This is a genomic window from Thermogemmata fonticola (genome assembly GCF_013694095.1).
Lineage (GTDB): Bacteria > Planctomycetota > Planctomycetia > Gemmatales > Gemmataceae > Thermogemmata > Thermogemmata fonticola.
Genome location: NZ_JACEFB010000003.1, coordinates 153,910 through 175,471, shown reverse-complemented (window position 1 = coordinate 175,471; position 21,562 = coordinate 153,910). Strand labels below are relative to the sequence as shown.

15 protein-coding genes and 1 pseudogene are annotated in these 21,562 nt (G+C 57.1%); 11 read left to right on the top strand and 5 right to left on the bottom strand.

Annotation, left to right across the window (positions count from 1 at the left end):
* Window positions 1-70: 70 nt before the first annotated feature.
* Together H0921_RS06780 and H0921_RS06775 are read right to left on the bottom strand one after the other, a co-directional pair.
* Window positions 71-1,273, bottom strand: a complete 1,203-nt coding sequence (locus H0921_RS06780) for a CaiB/BaiF CoA transferase family protein (RefSeq protein ID WP_194537301.1) — start codon at window positions 1,271-1,273, stop codon at window positions 71-73.
* 93 nt (window positions 1,274-1,366) lie between these two features.
* Entirely contained in the window at window positions 1,367-2,776 is a 1,410-nt protein-coding gene (locus H0921_RS06775) for a DUF1570 domain-containing protein (RefSeq protein WP_194537300.1), read from the bottom strand.
* A 174-nt stretch (window positions 2,777-2,950) separates the two neighbouring features.
* Here H0921_RS06775 and H0921_RS06770 point away from each other — a divergent pair, with 174 nt between their 5' ends.
* Window positions 2,951-3,583: a UbiX family flavin prenyltransferase gene (locus H0921_RS06770; RefSeq protein WP_194537299.1), complete on the top strand. Its 633-nt coding sequence runs from the start codon at window positions 2,951-2,953 to the stop codon at window positions 3,581-3,583.
* A gap of 170 nt (window positions 3,584-3,753) precedes the next feature.
* Here the strand turns inward: H0921_RS06770 and H0921_RS06765 are convergent, their stop codons facing one another.
* Window positions 3,754-5,853 (bottom strand): bifunctional serine/threonine-protein kinase/formylglycine-generating enzyme family protein, encoded by a 2,100-nt coding sequence (locus tag H0921_RS06765; protein WP_194537298.1) that lies wholly within the window; start codon window positions 5,851-5,853, stop codon window positions 3,754-3,756.
* A gap of 388 nt (window positions 5,854-6,241) precedes the next feature.
* Between H0921_RS06765 and thiS the strand changes: the two genes are divergently transcribed.
* The 5 genes from thiS to bioA all read left to right on the top strand — a co-directional run bounded on the left by thiS (window position 6,242) and on the right by bioA (window position 12,706).
* Window positions 6,242-7,288, top strand: a complete 1,047-nt coding sequence (thiS, locus tag H0921_RS06760; RefSeq protein ID WP_194537297.1) for a sulfur carrier protein ThiS — start codon at window positions 6,242-6,244, stop codon at window positions 7,286-7,288.
* 219 nt (window positions 7,289-7,507) lie between these two features.
* Complete coding sequence (locus H0921_RS06755; RefSeq protein ID WP_194537296.1) at window positions 7,508-8,620, top strand: Gfo/Idh/MocA family protein; 1,113 nt, start codon at window positions 7,508-7,510, stop codon at window positions 8,618-8,620.
* Between the two features lie 55 nt (window positions 8,621-8,675).
* A complete protein-coding gene (bioB, locus tag H0921_RS06750) occupies window positions 8,676-9,638 on the top strand; it encodes a biotin synthase BioB (protein ID WP_194537295.1) in 963 nt (320 codons plus the stop codon).
* A gap of 15 nt (window positions 9,639-9,653) precedes the next feature.
* The gene (locus H0921_RS06745; RefSeq protein WP_194537294.1) at window positions 9,654-10,787 is read left to right on the top strand and encodes an aminotransferase class I/II-fold pyridoxal phosphate-dependent enzyme; all 1,134 of its coding nucleotides are present in this window, start codon (window positions 9,654-9,656) and stop codon (window positions 10,785-10,787) included.
* 8 nt (window positions 10,788-10,795) lie between these two features.
* The gene (bioA, locus tag H0921_RS06740) at window positions 10,796-12,706 is read left to right on the top strand and encodes an adenosylmethionine--8-amino-7-oxononanoate transaminase (RefSeq protein WP_194537293.1); all 1,911 of its coding nucleotides are present in this window, start codon (window positions 10,796-10,798) and stop codon (window positions 12,704-12,706) included.
* A gap of 57 nt (window positions 12,707-12,763) precedes the next feature.
* Here the strand turns inward: bioA and H0921_RS06735 are convergent, their stop codons facing one another.
* Entirely contained in the window at window positions 12,764-13,549 is a 786-nt protein-coding gene (locus tag H0921_RS06735; protein ID WP_194537292.1) for a tetratricopeptide repeat protein, read from the bottom strand.
* A 279-nt stretch (window positions 13,550-13,828) separates the two neighbouring features.
* Between H0921_RS06735 and H0921_RS06730 the strand changes: the two genes are divergently transcribed.
* The 3 genes from H0921_RS06730 (at window position 13,829) to H0921_RS06720 (ending at window position 18,567) form a co-directional block, all read left to right on the top strand.
* Entirely contained in the window at window positions 13,829-15,109 is a 1,281-nt protein-coding gene (locus H0921_RS06730; protein ID WP_194537291.1) for a dihydroorotase, read from the top strand.
* Between the two features lie 315 nt (window positions 15,110-15,424).
* Window positions 15,425-16,822: a Gfo/Idh/MocA family protein gene (locus H0921_RS06725; RefSeq protein ID WP_194537290.1), complete on the top strand. Its 1,398-nt coding sequence runs from the start codon at window positions 15,425-15,427 to the stop codon at window positions 16,820-16,822.
* A gap of 248 nt (window positions 16,823-17,070) precedes the next feature.
* Complete coding sequence (locus H0921_RS06720; protein ID WP_194537289.1) at window positions 17,071-18,567, top strand: CCA tRNA nucleotidyltransferase; 1,497 nt, start codon at window positions 17,071-17,073, stop codon at window positions 18,565-18,567.
* 163 nt (window positions 18,568-18,730) lie between these two features.
* Here H0921_RS06720 and H0921_RS18495 read toward each other — a convergent pair.
* A pseudogene (locus tag H0921_RS18495) lies at window positions 18,731-19,234 on the bottom strand (glycosyltransferase family 2 protein); the annotation flags it as partial.
* 339 nt (window positions 19,235-19,573) lie between these two features.
* On the opposite strand from H0921_RS18495, the gene H0921_RS06715 reads away from it, so the two are divergent.
* Together H0921_RS06715 and H0921_RS06710 are read left to right on the top strand one after the other, a co-directional pair.
* Entirely contained in the window at window positions 19,574-20,056 is a 483-nt protein-coding gene (locus H0921_RS06715) for an RrF2 family transcriptional regulator (RefSeq protein WP_194537288.1), read from the top strand.
* 147 nt (window positions 20,057-20,203) lie between these two features.
* Window positions 20,204-21,424, top strand: a complete 1,221-nt coding sequence (locus tag H0921_RS06710; RefSeq protein WP_194537287.1) for an IscS subfamily cysteine desulfurase — start codon at window positions 20,204-20,206, stop codon at window positions 21,422-21,424.
* Window positions 21,425-21,562: the final 138 nt, after the last annotated feature.

Genomic DNA, 21,562 nt, shown 5'->3' with positions numbered 1-21,562 from the left:
AAGGACTGTCGGGAGCGATACTCGCCATTCCACCGTGACGTATAGCGGGGAGTCTTGTCAAGTGCAATTGCTATTCCCCCTCCGGCGATCTGTTGGTGAGGGTGGAATCTTGGAGAAGTGCGGTCAGATCGGCATTATGCTCTCCCAATCGTGGGGGTAGGGTGGGTGTGGCGAGGGGTGCCCCAAGGAGATGGAAGGGATGTCCCAACAGCTTGATGGGTTGGCCCTGAGGGTCCGTGACCGTCAGTGTCATCCTCCGATGCTGAGTTTGAGGGTCCGCAAAGACAGCGGCATAGTCTCGCACGACGGCATGGGGAACTCCTGCGGCGGTGAGCACCTCTTGCCAGTGCTGGGTGGAGTACTGTCGTAATAAGGCGGCGACCTGGGGTATTAGCTCTTCTCGTCGTTCCACTCGTTGATGGTTGGTGCGATAGCGGGGATCGCGCCCCAACGTTTCAGCCTGGGCGGCACGACAGAAAGCTTGCCATTGGGAATCATTGCCCACCGCAAGGACCAAATAGCCATCGGCGGTGGCAAAAAGCTGGTACGGGACGATGTGCAGATGGGCGTTGCCTACGCGAGGGGGAACCTGACCGCTGGTCAGATAGCTCTGGGCAACATTCACTTGGGCAGCCAGGGCACAATCGTGCAGTGCCAGATCGATGGCGTAGCCGTGGCCGCTGCGAGCGCGGGCATGGACACACGCCAAAATCGCCGTGCTGGCATACAAAGCTGTCCAAACATCAGTTACGGCAACCCCTACTTTGTAAGGGGGACCTTCGGGAGGACCGGTGATGCTCATCAAACCGCAGAGCGCCTGAATGGCAAAGTCGTAGCCGGGAACATCCTGTAACGGTCCAGTGCGTCCAAAACCGCTGATGGAGCAGATAATCAAGCGCGGGTGACGTTGCAGCAAACGTGGAGCTTCCAGGTCCAATTTGGCGAGGCTATCCGTGCGGAAGTTTTCAATGAGGATGTCGCTCCGGGCAAGCAAGGCTTCCAACGCTTGCCGATCTGCTGGCTGGCTCAGGTCGAGGGTGACCGATTTCTTCCCGCGATTACAGGAAAGAAAGTAGGCTGAACGTTGAGCATCCAGGAACGGCGGACCCCAATCGCGGGTTTCATCTCCACTGCCTGGCCGCTCCACCTTGATCACTTCGGCTCCCAAGTCAGCCAGAATTTGCCCGCAGAACGGACCTGCGAGGACCCGTGCAGCTTCTACCACCCGCAAACCGGCCAGTGGCGGCACAGGATCGATGGGGAAAGGCAGCATGGACCACCTCCATTCCATTGCCAGTTCGAGGAAGGGAAGGTCACTTCGTACTGTTCGCTCGTCGCTTGGGTCTGTTTGAAGATGGGGAGTATTCTAACGAGGGGCCAAGCGGCCATTGCGTTGCAGGCGAAGCAGGTCGGCATGAAACTCGCGTTCAAAGATGTGCAGGGGCTGACCCACCCATTCGCAGAAGGCCTGTTGGGGGTCGGCACCGCTATTGACGGCGATGAGATAGTTGCGGAATTCGGGTGTCGTGAGTCGGCGGCGGGTAAAGGTGAGGTAATAGGCCAAAGCCCAACTCGTTAGATAAGCCCGGTGAGTTTGGGCTTTCTGGTCAGTGTGGACGGTGGCAAATAAGGAAGGGCCGGCATTGAGAAGTTCTTGCAAGGGGAGCAGGGGGCCGCCCTCCTTACCTCGAAGCCAATCCTGGACGCGATGCAGGCGTTCCACTTGGGGAGCGTCAGCGCGCAATTCGCCCGCCTCGATTACTGCACTCTCAAAAATCTGAGCCAATCCTTCGTTGAGCCAGCGCGGTAACTCGCCGGTTCCCCGTCCGGCGCGTACTTGCTCGACGGGCAGGGGAGGATAGACAAAGGTGCCGATATAAGCGTGAAACGCTTCGTGGTACAACAGGGGGAAGATGCGAGCGGTGGCCGCCTCGAATTGCTGGGTATTCAGGCGTTCCGCTTGGTAGATTCGTTTTCGCTCCCGTTCCAACACGGCGAGGTGGCGGTCCAATTCCGGCCGGCGGTAGAGGCGGCGTAGCTCCATCTCCTGGCGGGCAAGCGCGGCCAAATGCTGCGAATGATGGACGCGAGCCGTCTGCAATTGCTGGCCAAGTTCCCGCCACGGACTACCGCAAACGATCTGATTGCTGCGCGGCTCGTACAACGCCGGATTGAGCAGAGGGGGTAGATTCAGGCTGCGAAGCAACAGGCGGTATTCCTCCTCGGAAACGGCCAGCCAGATGCGGGTAGGTACAGCATCGTTCACCTGCGGTGGGAAGAAACGCACGAACGCAGTGTATAACTGCTCCAGGCGCACGGCCGTCCGCCGGGTCAGTTCCTCCGAACCGGTGGATATCAGAATGAAGTGCTCAGACTCATACCGCCGGGCCTGTCCAGGTAAACCGGGCCAATCATCGGTGACCAATTCGACTGCTTCCATCCGCTGTTGTTCTCCCTGACCGCTGGGGTCCAGTTCCGCCAGCCGGTCCCGCAAAATGGCCCGTTCGGATTCGCTCAGTCGCTGGAGTCGTTGGACCTCTCCCTTGGCGAAAAACGTTGTCAGGGTACTTGTCGGGCGTCCGGGACGGCGAAGGACCACACGGAAAACGTAGCCGTCCGGTTCTTCGGCCACGAGCAATCCCTGGAACTTCGCTCCGTTTTTCAAATGGAGAACGTCGAACGTCCAGACGGATTGTCCCAAGGGTGGCTCCACTGGTTCCTGGGGGACCACCCACGAGCCTGTCACCGCGCCTAAAATCGTCGCTACGGCTGACAAGTATCCTAGCCTTCCTCGGAGCGAGTGTTCCCTTCGGCGCATGTCGATTATTCCCCGTTGGATGAACCCAATTTCCGAGGTTCCCCTTTACACCGCATGTGATGCCCATGACTATGAATATTGTGTCAGCCCAATGGCTCCGGCAAAAGGTCTAGGCGGCATCGGGGGGCTCGGATGAGTTCGGCGGATCGGCCAATCGTCGTAGCGTTGACGGGGGCCAGCGGAGCCCCTTACGGCGTCCGCCTTGTGGAAGTCTTGCTGCATGCGGGACGCAGGGTGCATTTGCTCATCAGCCCGGCAGCCGCTGAGGTGTTCCTGCGGGAAATGGATCGCATTCTGCACTTGGATGAGACCCGTTTCGATCCCCGTACCTTTCTGGGCCGGGATGTGTCGTTTCCGGCGGATCACCTCCGCTTCCATCACCACACCAATTTTTCTGCACCGATCGCTAGCGGTTCCTATCAGACTGCCGGGATGGTGATTTGCCCTTGCAGTTTGGGAACGTTAGCCGCGGTGGCCCATGGGTTGTCCGAGAATTTGATCCACCGGGCCGCGGATGTTCACCTCAAAGAGCGCAGGCCGCTGATTCTCGTACCCCGGGAAACGCCGCTGGGATTGATTCCGCTGCGCAACATGGTCGCGGCGACCGAGGCAGGTGCCGTGATCCTGCCTGCTATGCCCGCTTTCTACACCCGTCCCCAGACGCTCCAAGACATGGTCGACTTCATCGTGGCTCGGATTTGCGATCACCTGCAGATTCCTCACCGCCTTGTGCCGCGCTGGGGGCAGATCGCGGACCGCGACTGAGCAACCCATTCCTTCCAACTGCAATCCTCACGCCAGCTCGGTTGTGAAGGGATAACGCCTCACCGTATCCGCTTGCTTTCCCATCTTCCCCGGATATTGGGAATCAATCCCAGGGGGTGGGAAGTCGGGGCTTCGGGGCGAGCGGAATGGGATCATAGGTGTGAGGTGTCTCAGCGATGGAACATGGGAGCATAGACGATCCGGAAACCGACATCGGCGCGCCGTCCATCGGGTCGTAAGGAGGAACGGGTCGCCGAGCGACAGGCCGATGCGGGCAAGGCAAACGAGCCGCCGCGGATCACTCGTCGTTCTCCATCCGGCGGACCGAGGGGATCGTGGCGGACCTCGGCAGTGCTCGGATAAGTGGAACTGTACCAATCCTCGCACCACTCGGCGACGTTGCCGTGCATATCTTGCAAACCGAAGGCATTCTCCTGCCGCTTGCCGATTTCTTCAGGAAAGTTAGGGGGGCGGGCAGGATCGCCACCGACTCCACACGGGTCGTCTTCGACAGGTTTATACACCCCCCGGCGCCCGAACTCCAGCAGATTGCCAAAGGCAAAGGGAGTGTCCATGCCCGCTCGTGCTGCATATTCCCATTCCGCCTCGGTGGGTAGGCGGTATCCCCAGCCGCTTCGCGCCCAAGGTTCCTTCTGCTCCTTTTCCGTCAACTTGCGGCAGAACTCGACCGCTTCCCACCAAGTGACACTTTCGACCGGCAGTAGCAAAGAGCGCGAGGCGGTCTTCGAGGCTTGAGATGGTGTGAATCCCATGACCTGCTGAAACTGTCCATTACTCACTTCTGTGGCCGCCATGAGGAAGGCGTGGGCGATCCGAACTCGGTGCCGGGGACCTTCGTCCGAACGGCGTCCCTTCTCTTGTTCGGGCGAACCCATCCAGAATTCCCCCCCTGCCAAGCGCACCATGCGCATCCCCAAAGTGTTGGTGAAGGTCTCGGGTGCTTGTTGACCCTCCGGTGGAGCTAGAAGGCGGTTCAGCCGGGGCACCAGGACCACGAACGAGAGCACCAGCAAGGCAACAAATGCACCGAGACCCCAGGGAAAACTGCTGCGACGCGCGCGGGGGGAAGCAGCTTGGACATCGTCTGGCAGACGGAAAATCTGGCTGGAACGTGGCTCCTGAGGAGGGGTCACCGGCCAGGGAACTGCTCCTGCTCCAGCGTGAGGACTGACAGCAACTCCACCCGGATGTGCCGTACCAGTTCGAGTTCCCCCGCTGAGGCAGAACGGCTGCAATGCCAGCGCTAGTTGAATAGGAGTCTGAGGACGCTGCTCCGGTTGCTTGGCCATGCACCAATGAATGATCTGCTCCAGTTGCGGCGGGGCATCTGGGCGATACGCCAACAGCGATGGTGGTGGATCGGTGCAGTGCTTGAGCATTTTTTCTGTGGGATTGGCTCCTTCATAAGGCACCCGCCCTGTCAGAATGTAATAAAGCGTTCCTCCCAGGGAATAGATGTCGGCACGAATATCGACCATCATGGGATTACGTGCCTGTTCGGGAGCCAGAAAATCGGGTGTCCCCAACACGAAACCTTCCCGCGTGATCCGTTTGCCTTCCTCCGTTGTAATCGACTTATCATCGAGGATGCGGGCCAGCCCCATATCCACCAATTTGACCTGTCGGCCATCCCGGCTGACTAAAATGTTGCTGGGTTTAATATCGCGGTGGACCATTCCCAACTCGTGAGCATGTTGCAATCCCAAGGCCGCTTGACGGATGTAATCGCAGGCTTGAGCTACGGGCAATGGTCCATGTTGCCGGACCAACTTCGTCAAGTCAGTGCCATCGATCCATTCCATCTCGTAATAGATGACATCCCCGCTCTGATCAGCATTGAATACTTGCACTACGTTAGGATGCTGCATGCGTCCTAAGGCTTCGATTTCTTTGCGGAACCTTTCCTCGACAGCGGGATGAGTCAAGCGTTCCCGGCGGATCACTTTGATGGCGCAGAGCCGGCCCAAACGCTGATGCCGGGCCTTGTACACGCGCCCCATCCCACCTTCGCCGAGCAGATCGAGAAGGACATACGGTCCCAACAGAAGCTGTCGCCCCCGTCCCTTGGCAATCTCTCGGATTTGGAAGTTCGTCAGCCACCCTCGCCGTTCCAATTCTTTTGCTACCGCATTGACATCTGGCCGCCGCTGAACAATCCACATTCCTAATTCTTGAAGCTGGTGCGGGCTAAGAAGCCCGCTACTGCGCAACTGGTCGAATAACACAGAAACAGGGTCCGCAGCAGCCATAGCATCTATCATTCCGACGAAGTATTACCCTTCGCTAATTGTTCTAGCATACTTAGAGCGGCTCCGTTGAGAAAAGGCCCAGCGAGGTACCTTTTGTCCTTGGAGCAAGGAGGACGGTTCCAAAGGGGCGCTCGTGGAAAAAATCCCTCTGCGAACTCAGTCCCGTCGGTTATTCTGCGGCTAACCGTAGGCCGAGGTTCGCTCCAGTCCCCGTCTTGACCCCGTGGGTTATCCCCTGAGTGGACAATGCGGCGTTTATTTTGGACCATAACAGAGAACCGATGGTGCGGGCGGATTTCCCGCTATCATCCGGAGCCTTGGCGAGTTGCGGTGGGAACCGGCTAGCAATTCCGCGGCTTTTCCAAGTTCGGACGAGGATGGATGGCCTATGCTCAGGATCACGCTCAATGCGGAACAACGCCATTTCCCTAAGCCGCTGACCGTGGCCGAGTTACTGCGGCAATTGGGTAAGAATCCGGCGCAAGTCGCTGTGGAGGTCAACCGGTGCGTCGTTCCCCGGCACGAACACGAGTCCTATTGGCTGCGCGATGGGGATGTGGTGGAAATCGTCACATTGGTGGGAGGTGGAAGCGGAGCAAGTGCCGGTGAAACTCCGCCCGAGGATCGGCCATTGAAGATCGGACCGTTCACCTTCCGTTCGCGTCTCTTTACTGGTACGGGGAAGTATGCCAGCTATGAATTAATGCGGCAGTGTTTGGCGGCTAGCGGCTGTGAAGTCACCACCGTAGCCGTCCGGCGCGAACGCCTCTTCGACAAGGAAGGCAAAAGTCTCCTGGATTATCTCAACCTGGAACGCTTGACCATTCTACCCAATACCGCAGGCTGCTACTCCGCTGAGGATGCCATCCGCCATGCCCGCTTGGCCCGCGAACTCCTCGCTAACCTTGGCAATCCTGGCGCCCAATGGGTCAAACTCGAATGCCTAGCCGATCCCAAAACCCTCTTGCCGGACCCCATCGAAACCCTTCGGGCTACCGAACAACTGGTCGCGGAAGGTTTTCTCGTGCTGGTTTATACTTCGGATGACCCGGTTCTGGCTCGGCGACTCAAACAAGCCGGGGCAGCCAGCGTGATGCCTGCGGGCAGTCCCATCGGCAGTGGGCAAGGGATTCTCAACCCCAACAATATCCGCATTTGCCTGGAATATCTCAAGGACAACGACCCGGACTACCCAGTGATCGTCGATGCGGGAGTGGGCACGGCAAGCGATGTCAGTGTGGCGATGGAACTCGGATGCGATGGCGTCCTCCTGAATACCGCTATTGCTCTCGCTAAAGACCCCCTTCGCATGGCTTGGGCTGTCCGGTATGCATGTGAAGCTGGACGGCTGGCTTACCTGGCCGGTCGTATTCCTAAGCGACTCTATGCCAATGCCAGCAGCCCCACAGAAGGATTGATCCATTCGAGCCGTTGAACTGGTGTCTCTTGTGCTATCGCTTCCCGCTCATGCGATCGCGACAATCCACTAAACCCTTGCTTCGCGCAGATTAGTTTGCAATGGATGCGAGCGAGCCGGTTGTGACCTTACCTCTCACCTCATACAACATTTCCCTAGTGATGCAGGTATGCCGGAGAAAAAAGGGAGTTGGCTTTTTCTCTAACGGTTCGGCAAGGATGGACCGAGGAGCGACGCATGACGACTCTCTGTCGTTGGGGTATTCTAGGTGCTGCCAATATCGCGCGTAAAAATTGGAAAGCGATGCGCTTGGCCGGTAATGCGGAGTTGGTGGCCGTGGCCAGCCGTGATCGCGCGAAAGCCGAACAATTCATCGCCGAATGCCAAGCGGAAGCGCCTTTTCCCCGGATGCCGACAGCATGCAGCTACGAAGAGTTGCTCGAACGCCCGGATGTGGACGCCGTCTATATTCCTCTGCCCACCGGTATCCGACCGCCATGGGTCATCCGCACGGCTCAGGCACGCAAACATGTCCTCTGCGAAAAACCTTGCGCTCCCAACGCGGAACAACTCCGCGAGATGCTCCTAGCCTGCCGTACCCACAACGTCCACTTCATGGATGGCGTTATGTTCATGCACAGTCAGCGACTCCCTCTGCTGCGCCGCCTCCTAGATGATGGCCAAACTGTCGGCACGCTTCGCCGCATCAACTCCCAATTTAGTTTTGCTGCTCCCCCCGAATTCCTGCGTGGCAATATCCGTGTCCAACCGCAGCTTGAACCCCTGGGCGCTTTGGGCGATCTCGGCTGGTACAACATTCGCCTTTCCCTTTGGATCATGAAGTATCAGTTGCCCCAATCGGTCGTAGGACGCATCCTCTCACCCCCGGAGCAGACCGAGAATGCCGTTCCCCTGGAATTTGCCGCCGATCTCTTTTTCCCAGAGCAGGTCACCGCTTCGTTTTATTGCTCCTTCGTGACAGAATTACAACAGTGGGCACATATCAGTGGTACGAAAGGTTCCATTTGGATCGAGGATTTTGTACTACCGTATTATGGTGCGGAAGTATCATTGACTGTATCGCAACCATACTTCCGTGTTGTTGGATGTTCATTCAACATGGAACAACATAGCCAGCGCCATGCCGTGCGAGAATACAGTGATGGTATGCCGGGAGCACAGGAAGTAAACATGATTCGCAACTTTTCCCTCGCGATTCTCTCAGGACGGCACGATCCTAAATGGTCCGAGATTGCGTGGAAGACTCAGGTTGTACTCGATGCCTGCCTCCGCTCAGCCCGCAATAGAGGCGAGCCTGTGTCCCTGAATATGGATTCTTCAGCATTGTGATATAGAACTCCTGAAGTTAGACATTGGATTCACCTATTCTGGATTGATAGATAATATGAAGACGCTAACAGAATTGCGATCTCTATATAGTCAACCACTTCTGGAACTAGTCGCTCAGGCCAGCGATGTGCACCGTCAGAATCGGGGCTATGGCGACATTCAGAAGTGCGCCTTGTTGAGTATCAAAACAGGCGGATGCCCGGAGGACTGCGCTTATTGCCCGCAATCGGCACATTATGACACACCGGTGTCACGCCAGCCGTTGCTGACCGTGGAGGAGGTGCGGCAGGCTGCCGAGCAGGCCAAGGCGGCTGGCGCGACCCGTTTCTGCATGGGAGCAGCCTGGCGTTCGCCTCCGAAGGAGGGACCAGAATTCGAGCGCGTTCTCGAAATGATCCGCACCGTTCGCTCCCTCGGTTTGGAAGCCTGTGTCACCTTAGGCATGCTCACTCCCGATCAAGCCCGGCGCCTCAAAGAAGCAGGACTGACCGCGTACAATCACAATCTCGATACCTCCCGCCAATTCTATTCCAATATCGTCACCACACGTACATATGATGACCGTTTGGCTACACTACGTGCCGTGTCTCAAGCTGGTATCTCCGTTTGTTGTGGTGGAATCATCGGCATGGGAGAATCTATTGATGATCGCTTAATGATGCTTGTGGAGCTTTCACAATTGCAACCGCCTCCAGAAAGCATACCTATCAATTGTCTGATTCCTATACCGGGAACACCCTTGGAAAAAGCTCCGCCAGTCTCTGTTACGGAACTCGTACGCCTCATCGCAGTAGCTCGGATCACCTTTCCCAAATCCAGAATCCGCCTGAGTGCGGGCCGAGATCGCCTGAGCCAAGAGGCGCAAATCCTTTGCTTTTTAGCTGGTGCAGATTCCATATTCTATGGTGAAAAACTCCTCACAGCTTCTAACCCTGATATTCAAGAGGATGAGCACTTGTTGACTGCAATTGGTCCGATTGCTGAGAAGCAGAAAAATCATTGTGGAAATATCGCTTGAGGATATCAAAGTTCTATGGGATTGATCGATCGCTGGAAAATAACACTGAATACATTGAAATCACAAGACCGATACCGCAATATACGGGCAGGGGATGGTATTGATTTCACATCGAATGATTATCTTGGTTATGGTCATGGACGCTGTCCGATCTCTGTCGAAGACCAGGCGAGCTTGCCGGTGACGGGAATGGGTTCGCGTCTGCTGCGCGGGCACCATCCCATCTGGGAGCAGGTCGAAGCGCAATTGGCTCAATGGCATGGGGCCGAATCGGTGTTGATGATGACAAGCGGCTTCACAGCCAACGAAGGGTTGCTAACCACAGTGATCGAACCGGGAGATTGGGTGGCGGCAGATGAGCGGTGCCACGCAAGCATCTATGAGGCCTTACGTATCTGCCGGCCACGAAAATATATATTCAAGCACAATGACCTTAATCATCTTGAGGATGGATTGAGACAGGAGGCGCAGATACGCCCAGTAGGGCGTGAGATGTTTATTGTCACCGAATCCATTTTCAGTATGGACGGTGATCTGGCTCCTCTCCAAGATATTGTGGAACTCGCGGAACGCTATGGGGCACATCTCATTGTGGATGAAGCCCATAGCACGGGTTGCTACGGCGTCAACGGTTCCGGACTCGTCGATGCTCTGCACCTCCGTTCTCGCGTGCTAGCCACCGTTCACACAGGCGGCAAAGCGTTGGGATTATGCGGAGCATATATTTGTGGATCGCATTTATTGAAAGAGTATCTTATCAATCGTTGCCGACATTTGATTTTTACGACAGCATTACCGCCACTTTTAGGTGCTTATTGGTGCAAAGGAATACAAAGAGTCATTAATGATAATTCAGGGCGAGAATTGCTATTTCGTAATGTGCAATTATTTCGATCACTTCTACATGATAGCGGCTGGGATATACGAGGCGATTCTTATATTGTTCCCATAGTGGTTGGTGAGGATAACAAGGCCGTTCGCCTGGCTCAACAGTTATGGCTCCAAGGCTGGGATATTCGGGCAATACGCCCGCCCTCGGTGCCTGAATATTCCGCGCGACTTCGTATCTCCCTCCACGCTGATCATACACCTGATTGTTTAGAGAATCTAGCTCTGCGATTACGATCTATTTTTACTGAATATCATTAATAAGAGCTATGCGTGATATTATTATTGTTGGTACAGATACAGAAGTTGGTAAAACGACGTTTTCTATCATATATCTCAATGCATTTTCTGATAAGTATGCATACTGGAAACCCTTAGAGACCGGAGATTCGGACACAGCGAGAGTCCGCGATTGCGTCCCTGAGGCCTGTGTTTATACACCCTTGCGGCATTTTGCTGAGGCCGTGGCACCGCTGCTGGTAGCTCGACGACAGGGTGATACCATTCCTTCCGTTGGAGAAATCCTCGCAGCCCGCCCTCCGTCCAAGCAGCCATTGCTGATCGAGACCTTTGGCGGTCCGCTTTCTCCTTTGACAGAGAATGCCTTGCAAATCGATCTGATTCGTGCTTGGAGAAGCCCTGTTATCTTAGTAGGTTCATCCAGGATTGGTGCCATCGGTCGTATACTGTCTGCTTGTGAATCATTACATGGAGTATCAGTCATTGCGGTGGTATTGCTTGGTCCGCCTGATCCTTTTGCAGAAGAGCAAATCCATCGCTACACACAACTGCCGGTATTCTCCCTTGCTACGCCACAAAATGACCACTGGGATGCCTCTTCTCTCCGACGCATCAGCCTATCTCAACTGCCTGTCCTGCAAGCAATCGATCAGCTTGTCGAGCGCTACTACGACGATCGGTCCTGCTTTGCGGCTGAGATTCAGGAACTGGATCAGCGCTATGTATGGCATCCCTATACCCCGCTGTTGGAGGCCGTTCTACCGGCGCCCGTTGTGGCAGCCGAGGAGGAGTATTTGATTTTGGCGGATGGACGGCGGGTCATCGATGCGATCGCTTCCTGGTGGACGATTCTACACGGTCATTGTCATCCGCCGCTGGTGGCAGCGTTGCGTCGAGCTGCGGCCACGCTGGACCATACGGTTTTTGCGGGAACGACTCACTTCTATGCGGTGGAACTGGCGGAAGGTTTGTTGCGTTCCGTGCCGGGATGGAATGGCGGCCGGGTTTTTTTCTCGGACAACGGTAGCACGGCTGTGGAAGTAGCCTTAAAAATGGCGGTGCAGTATTGGCGTATGCAGGGATACAGTAAAGATATATTTATTTGCTTTCAAAATTCATATCATGGCGACACCTTCGGTGCAATGTCTATTAGCCGTGATCCCATATATTTCGGAATGTATGATTCCTTGTTGTTTGAAGTGATGCAAATTCCGTTGGAGGTTGAGGCACTGGTGGAGGCGATTCGCTGCCGTCAGGATCGGATTGCGGCGGTGGTTATTGAACCGCTGGTGCAGGGAGCCGGGGGGATGCGCATGTATCCCGCCCAAACTCTGCGCGACTTGTGGGAGGTGGCCCGTGAGGAAAACCTGCTTTTTATTGTAGATGAGGTGATGACCGCTTGTCGCACCGGCCGCCTATGGGCGTTTGATCATGCCGGAATTGCCCCGGATTTGATTTGCACGGCTAAGACGTTGACCGGAGGAATGCTGCCCTTAGCAGCGACCTTGGCGGCTCCCCGCGTCGTCGAACTTTTCCAGCACGCCGATCGTTCCCGCATGTTTTTTCACGGCCATTCCTATACGGCCAACCCGCTAGCGTGCGCAGTGGCGGCGGCCAATTGGCGACTGCTCCAAAAAGGAGACTGGTTGCATCAGGCCAAACGAATCGAGGCCTACTGGACAGCACATTTGCCCCGCTGGCGAGGGCATCCCAAAGTGAAGGATGTGCGATGGTGTGGTACGATCGGCGTCGTCGAGCTGAATCTTCCGGGAGGTTATCTCAGTGAGATGGTACCCCGTTGGCGAGCCATGGCCCTGGAAATGGGGGTGCTCCTCCGCCCCCTCGGGCCAGTGTTGTATTGTTTGCCGCCGTTGTGCATTCGGCAAGAATCCTTGAATCGCGTGCTGGATGTATTCCAAGCTTGTATAGATATAGCATAAACAGATGTTTGTGAATTTTATAAGGAATAAATGCATTATAGAATGCCAAATAACTATTTATTCCAAAGAGAGTGCAGGTGTGATGACTGAAGGAAGGGGAGAGTGCTCGATAGCAAGTCGTTCCCAAAAAGCTGTGCTGTTCTGATGACAGAGTTCGTGCATTTCGAGGCGGCGAGCGAGTAGGAGGGGATGGTACGGTCGCAAGGCCCGGGCTTGCTCTAGAGCCTGGCGTGCTTGGCCGAGCAATTCATCGGCTAAGCTAGGATGAAGTTGCTGGGCAGATCGAGCCAACAGAAGTAGTCCCGCAGCGCGGTGGTAAGCCTCGCGGAAGGAATCGTGGCGGAGCAGGGCATATTCGCGCAGGCGTGTATGAGCCAGGACTGCATATTGGTTCAGAGGGTCCTTGGCCGGAGAGGGCAAATATCCGAGGAAGTATTCGTAGTGAAGCTGGGCGCGGGTCGCTTGCTGGCCGCGGTGATAGATCTCGGCCAATTGAATGCGAAAGAGATGGGCGTGCGGTTGTTCGCGGAGGTATTGCTCCAGATAAGCGGCGGCTTGCAGTTCCTCTCCCCGCTTCAGGCAGGCGGCGGCCTGAGTGAGTGGATCGGTGGAATCACCCTCCTCGCTAGAAATGGTGGAATTGGCCGAAACACTGGCAATGCGGGGATGGCCCGCTGCGATTGCCGGATTGGGTGGGGAAACGTTGGACCCATTCAGCGGTCCAGAAATTTCGGTGGACGCAGGAAGGGAGGTCCGGGCAACCGTGACCGTTGGCGGCCCATGCGAAAGGGCGGTGCATCCTCCGCAAAGCAAGGCTATCACCACGGGCAACTTTCCTGACATCGGCGGTGTCCCAACTGATCTCGATGTGAATGGCACTCTAGATGTGGAGGGCATCGACGGCGAAGAATGGTGGAATGCAATGGGACGAGGAAAGACAGGCAAAAGGGTGCGAAAGCTGCTCAAGATGTTCGGGAGGTGTCGGTTATTCCGCCAGGGTGGCTGAGAAGAGGGCGAGGGGTTGGGCGCCCTCTTCAGTCCAGCAAACAGTTTCTTAGAACAGAAGCAATCGAAGTGCCGCAGTCTGGAGTGTGGGTTGTTTTGAAGAAGGCGGAAGAGTCAATGAGTACGATACTGCTTCGTCAGGGCCGGGTGATTGATCCAGCCCAGTCGTTGGATGTAGTGGCTGACGTTTGGCTGCGGGATGGGAAGATATTGGGCTTGGGACCTCAGCCTTATGGTGCGGATGTGGTCTTGGATTGCCGGGGTTTGATCGTGTGCCCGGGGCTAATCGATATGCATGTGCATTTGCGTGAGCCGGGCCGAGAGGAAGACGAGACCATTGCGACGGGTACGGCGGCGGCGGTGGCGGGAGGAATCACCAGCGTGGCCTGCATGCCCAATACGGAACCCGCACTAGATAGCCGATCAGCCGCGGAGTTTGTGATCCTCCAGGCACGCCGAGCGGGAAACTGCAACGTCTTTCCGGTAGGGGCAATCACCAAAAATCGGGAAGGCAAAGAGTTGGCAGAACTCGGCGGATTGGTGGAAGGAGGCGCGGTGGCTTTCAGTGATGACGGCGCGCCGGTCAGTTCGGCGGAGATTATGCGGCGGGCTTTGGAGTACTGCCGCATGTTGGACAAGGCGGTGTTGGTCCACGCCGAGGTGCTGGAATTGACCCAAGGCGGGGTCATGAACGAAGGGGTAGTTAGCGTGCAGTTGGGACTGCGCGGCATGCCGGCGGTGGCTGAGGAGATCATGATCTTCCGGGACATTCTGCTAGCCGAGTTGACGGGGGGGCGGGTCCATATCCTCCACGTGTCCACGGCGGGGGGAGTGGAGTTGATTCGCCAGGGGAAACAACGGGGCGTGCAGGTGACCGGGGAAGCTTGCCCCCATCATTTCTTGCTGACGGACGAAGCGATGCGATCCTTCGACAGTAATTTCAAGATGTCGCCCCCCCTGCGGACGGCTCGCGATGTGGCAGCCATTGTGCAAGGATTGAAAGACGGGACGCTCTCGGTGCTGGCCACCGATCATGCACCCCATGCGCCTGAGAAAAAGGAGCGCGAACTGGATCAGGCTCCTAATGGAATCATTGGTCTGGAGACCTTTTTGCCGTTGTGCATCACCCACCTGGTCGAAGCAGGCCACCTGAGCTGGGAGCAAATGCTGGCCAAAATGACGCTGCACCCAGCGCAAGTATTGGGTATTGATCGCGGGACATTACTTCCCGGCCGCCCAGCCGACGTGACGGTGATCGATCCGAAGGTGCAGTGGACCATCGACAAGCGCGAGTTCAAATCGAAAAGCCGTAATACCCCCTTCGATGGCTGGCGGGTGGTGGGACGGGCAGTAGCGACGATCGTAGGTGGCCAAATCAAGATGTGCCATCTGGCTTGATGAGTCGGATCGTGGCCGTCGATCGAGCGGGAAGGTTCCTCCTGGCCGAAGAGACAGACCTTATTGTTCCTAAGGTTTCGTCGAATCGGAGCAAGCTCACCTCTGCGTGGATGCGAAATTGTTGAAAAGGACGGGAAGAATCAAGGTCTCTGGTCCGTTTTTTTGTTGCCTCCTATGGAAAGGAAGGTTAGACTCATGAGGGAAGACCTACCACGGGTGGAATCGGTGGAACCAGCCGCGGAGGGTGATGCTGGGCCGGTTCCCGTCTAAGTCGAAACACGAACGTGCGGATCAGTTTTCAACAAGGAGACAACCATGGCTCGAGGCATGACACGGCGGCAAGTATTGGCGAGCGCGGCGGCAGGACTGGGTTATTTGTATGCCGCTCCGGCCTTCTCCGCAGTCCGAATTCAAGGGGCCAACGGACGGCTCCGGGTGGCTGGAATCGGTGTCGGCGGGAAAGGCTCCAGCGACATCGATCAGGCTGCCCAGTTCATGGAAGTCGTGGCGTTGTGCGACATCGACGAAAGACCCTTGGGAGAAAAGGCGAAGAAGTGGCCCCAGGCCAAGACCTTTTTCGACTTTCGGAAACTGTTCGACGACAGTGCCCTGCTGAAGGTGATCGATGCGGTGGTGGTCTCGACGCCGGACCACACTCACGCTCTGCCCAGTATTCTGGCCATGCGGGCGGGCAAGCATGTGTATTGCCAGAAGCCGCTGACGCACGATGTGTATGAAGCCCATTTGATGCGTGAAGAGGCCAAGAAGAACAAAGTCTGTACTCAGATGGGCAATCAGGGGACGGCAGCCAACGGCTTGCGACGTGCAGTGGAGTTGATCCGTGCCGGGGAATTGGGCGAGGTCACGGAAGTGCACGTATGGACCAACCGTCCCATCTGGCCGCAAGCTCCCAAGATCACCGACAAGAATCCTCCCCCGCTGGCTCCCATCCCCAAGGGGGTGCACTGGGACGAGTTCCTCGGCCCCGCCCCGGAACGGCCTTATGCCAGTGGCATTCATCCCTTCGCCTGGCGTGGTTTCTGGGACTATGGCACGGGTGCTATCGGCGATATGGCCTGCCATACGGCCAACATGGCTTTCATGGCGTTGGAGCTGGATCATCCGGTCCATGTGTCCGCTGAGGCCGGTGATGTCAATCCCTTGACTTGTCCCAGTTATGCTCATGTGACGCTGAAGTTCCCGGCACGGGGCAGCCGCGGCCCGGTCACGGTCCACTGGTACGAGGGGCGTAAGGGTGGCCAGAAACTGCTTCCGCCGGACGAGTTGGTCCAGAAGGCGATGGCTCTGGCGGGAAGCAAAAAACTGGTCGATAGCGGCTCGATTCTCGTCGGCTCCAAGGGGATCGCCTACTCGCCCAACGACTATGGCGCTGAGGTGTTCTTCAGTACGGGCCAGAAGACCAACGGCGGCACCAAGCCGGAAAAGCTGCCGGTCAACAATGGCGGAGATGGCGGGCAGAAACGCGAATGGGTGGACGCCATCAAGGCCAACAAGCCCGAACTGGCCTTGGCTAACTTCGACTATGCGGCATTGCTGACAGCGGCCTTCCTGCTGGGCAATGTCGCGATCCGGGTGGGCAAGGCGTTTACTTGGGATGGTGCCAAATGCCAGGCGGTGGATTGCCCGGAAGCCGCCCAGTACGTCCGCCGGACCTACCGCAAGGGCTGGGACCTAATCGGTTACAATGGCTAGTGCTCTCCCTGGAGCAGCGATCGGCCTTGCTTGGCTGACTTAGCTGTCCAGTGCATCAGCCGATAAAATTGTTGGCCTAAAACGAATCCAGGACGAGGGGTGGTCGGTCGGAGCCACCCCTTGTTCACTATAGTACCCAGTGCCCGGTTTTTGTGATGCTCTGTTCCGCGGGTTTCGGTTCAGGAACTCACTCTTTTAGAATGGATGAAGCCATGGCGGCATGGCGGTAGGCTAGCGCAGGCGGAGTCATGACGGCGCGCGATTTTGCCCTGAAAGTAGTCCAGCGATTGCAGCAAGCGGGTTTCATCGCTTACTGGGCGGGGGGGTGCGTTCGCGATCAGTTACTGGGTTTAGACCCTAAGGACTACGATGTGGCCACGGATGCCCGGCCCGAACAGATCATGGCTCTGTTTCCCCGGCGTAACGAAATCGGGGCGGCGTTCGGTGTGGTGCAGGTCATAGGACCGCGCGGGCCGGATGGACAGTGGCTGACCGTCGAGGTGGCTACCTTCCGCAGCGATTTGGGATATAGCGATGGCCGCCGCCCGGATGCCGTCACTTTCTCCAGTCCGCAGGAAGATGCTCTGCGGCGGGATTTCACCATCAATGGGATGTTTTATGATCCAGTTCGCGGCGTGTTGATCGATTATGTGGGAGGTCAGGCGGATCTGGAGGCCCGGCGGTTGCGCGCCATCGGCAATCCTTGGGAGCGTTTCGCCGAGGATAAACTTCGCCTCCTGCGTGCTGTCCGACTCGCGGCTCGTTATCAACTGACTATCGATGCTGAGACGCTCGCTGCTGCCAAGGCTATGGCGGCCCAGATCACAGTCGTATCCCCGGAGCGCATCGCCGAGGAATTGCGCAAGATGCTCCGCCACAAAAGCCGGGGGCAAAGCGTGCGCCTGCTGCGAGAGTTGGAACTGATCCCGCCGCTCTTTCCAGAACTGGTGCCGACATTCTCATACCCGCATCGTCTGACGGCCGTTGGACCGAACACATCTCTATCCGCTTCCCAGGGGCAGGCAGCGGCTGGTGCCACCATCTGGGATCATACCGTTTCGGTGGTGGATCACTTGCCGGAGGAGGCCTCTTTTCCCTTGGCCATGGCGGCTCTGTTGCACGACATTGGCAAACCTGAATTGGCTCAGGAAGTGCCAACTGTCCAGTCCTGGGAAGGCCACGAGCAACGGGGAGCCTGCCGAGCGCAGGCGATTGCCCAACGCTTGCGGCTGGCCAATGCGGAGAAGGATCGGATCGTCTGGCTCATCGCCCATCAATCCGCTTTGTTTGCAGCCCCCCAGCAGAAACCGCATCGTTGGCGCCCCTTGCTGGTGCATCCCGGAGCGGAAGAATTATTGGCTTTGCATCGGGCCGAGGCGCTGGCAAACGGTGGAGAACACCTTGATGCCGTGGAGTACTGCGAACGGCTGCTGCGTGAAAGCCCGCGAGAATGGTTGGACCCCCCGCCGCTACTCCGAGGGGGTGATTTGCTGGCGTTGGGTATTCCCCAAGGCCCCGTCATCCGGCGGCTTTTGGAGGCGGTGCGCCAGGCCCAATGGGATGGCGAGATCCATACCCGCTCCGAAGCGTTGGCCATGGCCCTGCGGCTGTACGCGGAAGTGGCCCAGGCAGACGGCCTGACCAGACCTGCAGAAGTCCCGGCCGAACCTGCTCCGTCCGGTGAAACACCCTCTGCTGCCGCCAACGGCGCTTCCAATCCCGCCACCAGAAACGGAACAGAGTGAGAGCAGTCCGCGGAACTTCCCGCAAGCCCACTTTACTGACCCCACCAGCTCGCGGGCGATGCGAGACCGGAACTTCCCGGATGCGCCAACCCTGGCGGAATGCCCGAACCAGCATCTCCGTGTTCACGAAGTAACCAGGCGATCGCGGCAGCAGTCGGCGCAAGATCGGCCGGGGATAAACCTTCAAGGCACAATCCACATCCCGCACCGGCAGTCCGAAGCAGAACCGCACCAGGCGATTGTAACCCCACGATAGAAAGCGCCGTAACCAGGGGTCCTTCCGCCCAACCCGCCGGCCGACCACAATCACCCCCTCTTCGCACTGCTCCAGAAGATGAAACAACTCCCGCAGGTCGAATTGGCAATCGGCGTCGGTGAAGGCGACCCAAGGACAACGAGCTGCCCGGAAACCACTAGCCAGAGCCGCCCCATAACCGCGATTGCTCCGATGCCGGATGACACGCAGGTGATGAATCTTCCCCGATAACTCGGCGAGCTTCTCGGTGGTGCCGTCGTTGCTTCCGTCATCGACCACGATGATCTCGTAGCGGGTACACCGCTCTGATAAAGCAGCTTCTGCTTCGCGCACGGCTTGCACGATCACCGCCGACTCATTGTAGGCGGGAATCACCAAGCTCACTTCCGGCGTAACCGCTTGCTGGAGCATGTTATGACCCTCTCGCCCAAATATGGCCGGCCGCTGGAAAAGATCCGACCTGCCATCTCCGAGACAGTGGCGGAGTCACCTCCGGAATCGCCTCGAATTTCCAGAGGATGCGTTCCACTTCGTTCCCGATGGGAGCCGAACATACCCGCAGGTGTGCTGTCTTGTAAACCCCGACCGCCCATCAAGTTTTGTCCCCAAATTCCGCAGAAAAATAAAATCGCACTTGCCAGATGCCATTAGGGGCCTATAAATGGGATTGAAGCAGTACGATTTCCTTCGTCGGGAAGCCTTGGAGGATTGTTGGGGTAAAGTCGCGGCAGAAAGCAGGAGGGAAGAACCATGACACTCTTCAGTCGCAAGGTGGATTATGCCCTCCTGATTCTGTCGTATCTATACCGCCAAACGGGGACGGCCCGTGGTATTGCGGAGCGCTTTGGTTTGAGCCGTTCATTCACGGCCAATATCCTCAAGGAATTGGGCCATCACGGCTTTGTCGTCAGCCAGCGGGGAGTCAAAGGGGGTTACGCCCTGGCCCGACCCGCCCGGCAGATCACTCTGGCGGAGGTGATCGAGGCATTGGAGGATGGCTGGCGCCTAACGCTATGCAGTGGGAATACTCCTCACCCAGAAGTGTGCGAATTCACCCATTGCTGCACCCTTCAGGGGCCGTTGGCTGAGGTGCATCAGCGACTGTTAGATGTGTTGCGCGGCGTTACTCTGGCAGATTTGTTCGAGGGGCACGGCTGCTCGGTCCACGTGGTGCCCGCCCGGTCCCTACCCGTGCTGGAGATGCCCGCTTTGGCGGCGGATGCTGTCCTGTGACGAACCCCATCAGGACAGGTACCCAAGGGAAGAACGGGAAGGACAGGCGAAAACTAGCCGACTTATCCGCACCGAGGTGGAGAAGAAATGCCAAGAGCCTGACAGAACCCGAAATGGCCAAACACCTCAGGAAAGGAGTACGAGATTATGGCGGTAAAGACCCCGATTTACATGGATAACAACTCGACGACTCGTGTCGATCCGCGGGTCGTGGAAGCAATGTTGCCCTACTTTACGGAGAAATACGGCAACGCGGCCAGCCGCAGCCATGTGTTCGGCTGGGAAGCCGAAAGCGCCGTGGAAGAGGCCCGTGAGCGGATTGCCGCTCTGATTGGTGCCACGGCCAAGGAGATCATCTTCACCAGCGGGGCGACCGAAAGCGACAATCTCGCTATCAAGGGCGTTGCCGCTATGTATAAGAAAAAAGGGAATCACATCATTACCCAGGCGACGGAGCACAAGGCGGTCATCGACACTTGCAAACGGCTCGAACGGGAGGGGTACAAAATCACGTGGCTTCCTGTGGACCGCTATGGCCAGGTCCATCCCGAACAGGTGCGCGAAGCGATCACGGACCAGACCATTCTGGTCACGATCATGGCCGCCAATAACGAGATCGGCACCTTGCAACCGATCAAGCAGATCGGCGCGATTTGTAAGGAGAAAGGCGTTCTTTTCCACACCGACGCGGTCCAGGCTGTGGGCAAAATTCCCATCGATGTCGAGGAGATGGGTATCGACCTGCTCAGCATGACAGCCCACAAGATGTACGGTCCCAAGGGGATTGGCGCCCTGTATGTTCGCAAAAAGAATCCTCGTGTGCGCCTGGAACCGATCATCGACGGCGGCGGGCACGAGCGCGGCATGCGGTCCGGGACCCTCGCTGTTCCCCTCATCGTCGGTTTCGCCAAAGCCTGTGACTTGTGCCGCGAATTGATGCCCCAGGAAAGCGAGCGCCTGCGGCAACTGCGCGAACGCCTCCGTAAAGGTATCATGGACAACCTCAGCGATACCTACCTGAATGGCCACCCGACCGAACGCTTGCCCAATAACCTCAATATCAGCTTCGCCTATGTGGAAGGAGAGGGGCTGATGATGGGGATCAAGGAGGTGGCGGTCTCCTCCGGTTCCGCGTGCACCAGTGCCAGTCTCGAACCGAGCTATGTCCTGCGGGCCTTGGGGGTTGGGGATGAGCTAGCCCACTCCAGCATCCGCTTTGGCCTTGGCCGCTTCAACACCGAGGAAGAAGTGGACTATGTCATCCAACTGGTGATTCGCGAAGTCAACCGCCTGCGGGAGATGTCCCCCCTCTACGAAATGGTACAACAGGGGATCGACTTGAAGAAAATCGAATGGGCAGCTCACTGAGAATGACGGGGTTGTGCCCAAAGCCTGGCCTGCATTCACCCTGAATTGAGAATTCACCCTGAATTGAGAAAGGAAACTTGGGAAAGGGAAACATACGTTGACCTCAAAAGACTTCCTATGATACTGTGCAAGGAGGGA

Excerpts from the sequence above, each read along its gene's own strand:
- H0921_RS06780 (WP_194537301.1), bottom strand. The coding sequence starts at position 1,273 with ATGCTGCCTTTCCCCATCGATCCTGTGCCGCCACTGGCCGGTTTGCGG.
- H0921_RS06735 (WP_194537292.1), bottom strand. The coding sequence starts at position 13,549 with ATGTCAGGAAAGTTGCCCGTGGTGATAGCCTTGCTTTGCGGAGGATGC.
- H0921_RS06745 (WP_194537294.1), top strand. The coding sequence starts at position 9,654 with ATGGGATTGATCGATCGCTGGAAAATAACACTGAATACATTGAAATCA.
- H0921_RS06725 (WP_194537290.1), top strand. The coding sequence starts at position 15,425 with ATGGCTCGAGGCATGACACGGCGGCAAGTATTGGCGAGCGCGGCGGCA.
- bioB (WP_194537295.1), top strand. The coding sequence starts at position 8,676 with ATGAAGACGCTAACAGAATTGCGATCTCTATATAGTCAACCACTTCTG.
- H0921_RS06755 (WP_194537296.1), top strand. The coding sequence starts at position 7,508 with ATGACGACTCTCTGTCGTTGGGGTATTCTAGGTGCTGCCAATATCGCG.
- H0921_RS06720 (WP_194537289.1), top strand. The coding sequence starts at position 17,071 with ATGACGGCGCGCGATTTTGCCCTGAAAGTAGTCCAGCGATTGCAGCAA.
- H0921_RS06715 (WP_194537288.1), top strand. The coding sequence starts at position 19,574 with ATGACACTCTTCAGTCGCAAGGTGGATTATGCCCTCCTGATTCTGTCG.
- H0921_RS06710 (WP_194537287.1), top strand. The coding sequence starts at position 20,204 with ATGGCGGTAAAGACCCCGATTTACATGGATAACAACTCGACGACTCGT.
- thiS (WP_194537297.1), top strand. The coding sequence starts at position 6,242 with ATGCTCAGGATCACGCTCAATGCGGAACAACGCCATTTCCCTAAGCCG.
- H0921_RS06730 (WP_194537291.1), top strand. The coding sequence starts at position 13,829 with ATGAGTACGATACTGCTTCGTCAGGGCCGGGTGATTGATCCAGCCCAG.
- H0921_RS06765 (WP_194537298.1), bottom strand. The coding sequence starts at position 5,853 with ATGGCTGCTGCGGACCCTGTTTCTGTGTTATTCGACCAGTTGCGCAGT.
- H0921_RS06770 (WP_194537299.1), top strand. The coding sequence starts at position 2,951 with ATGAGTTCGGCGGATCGGCCAATCGTCGTAGCGTTGACGGGGGCCAGC.
- bioA (WP_194537293.1), top strand. The coding sequence starts at position 10,796 with ATGCGTGATATTATTATTGTTGGTACAGATACAGAAGTTGGTAAAACG.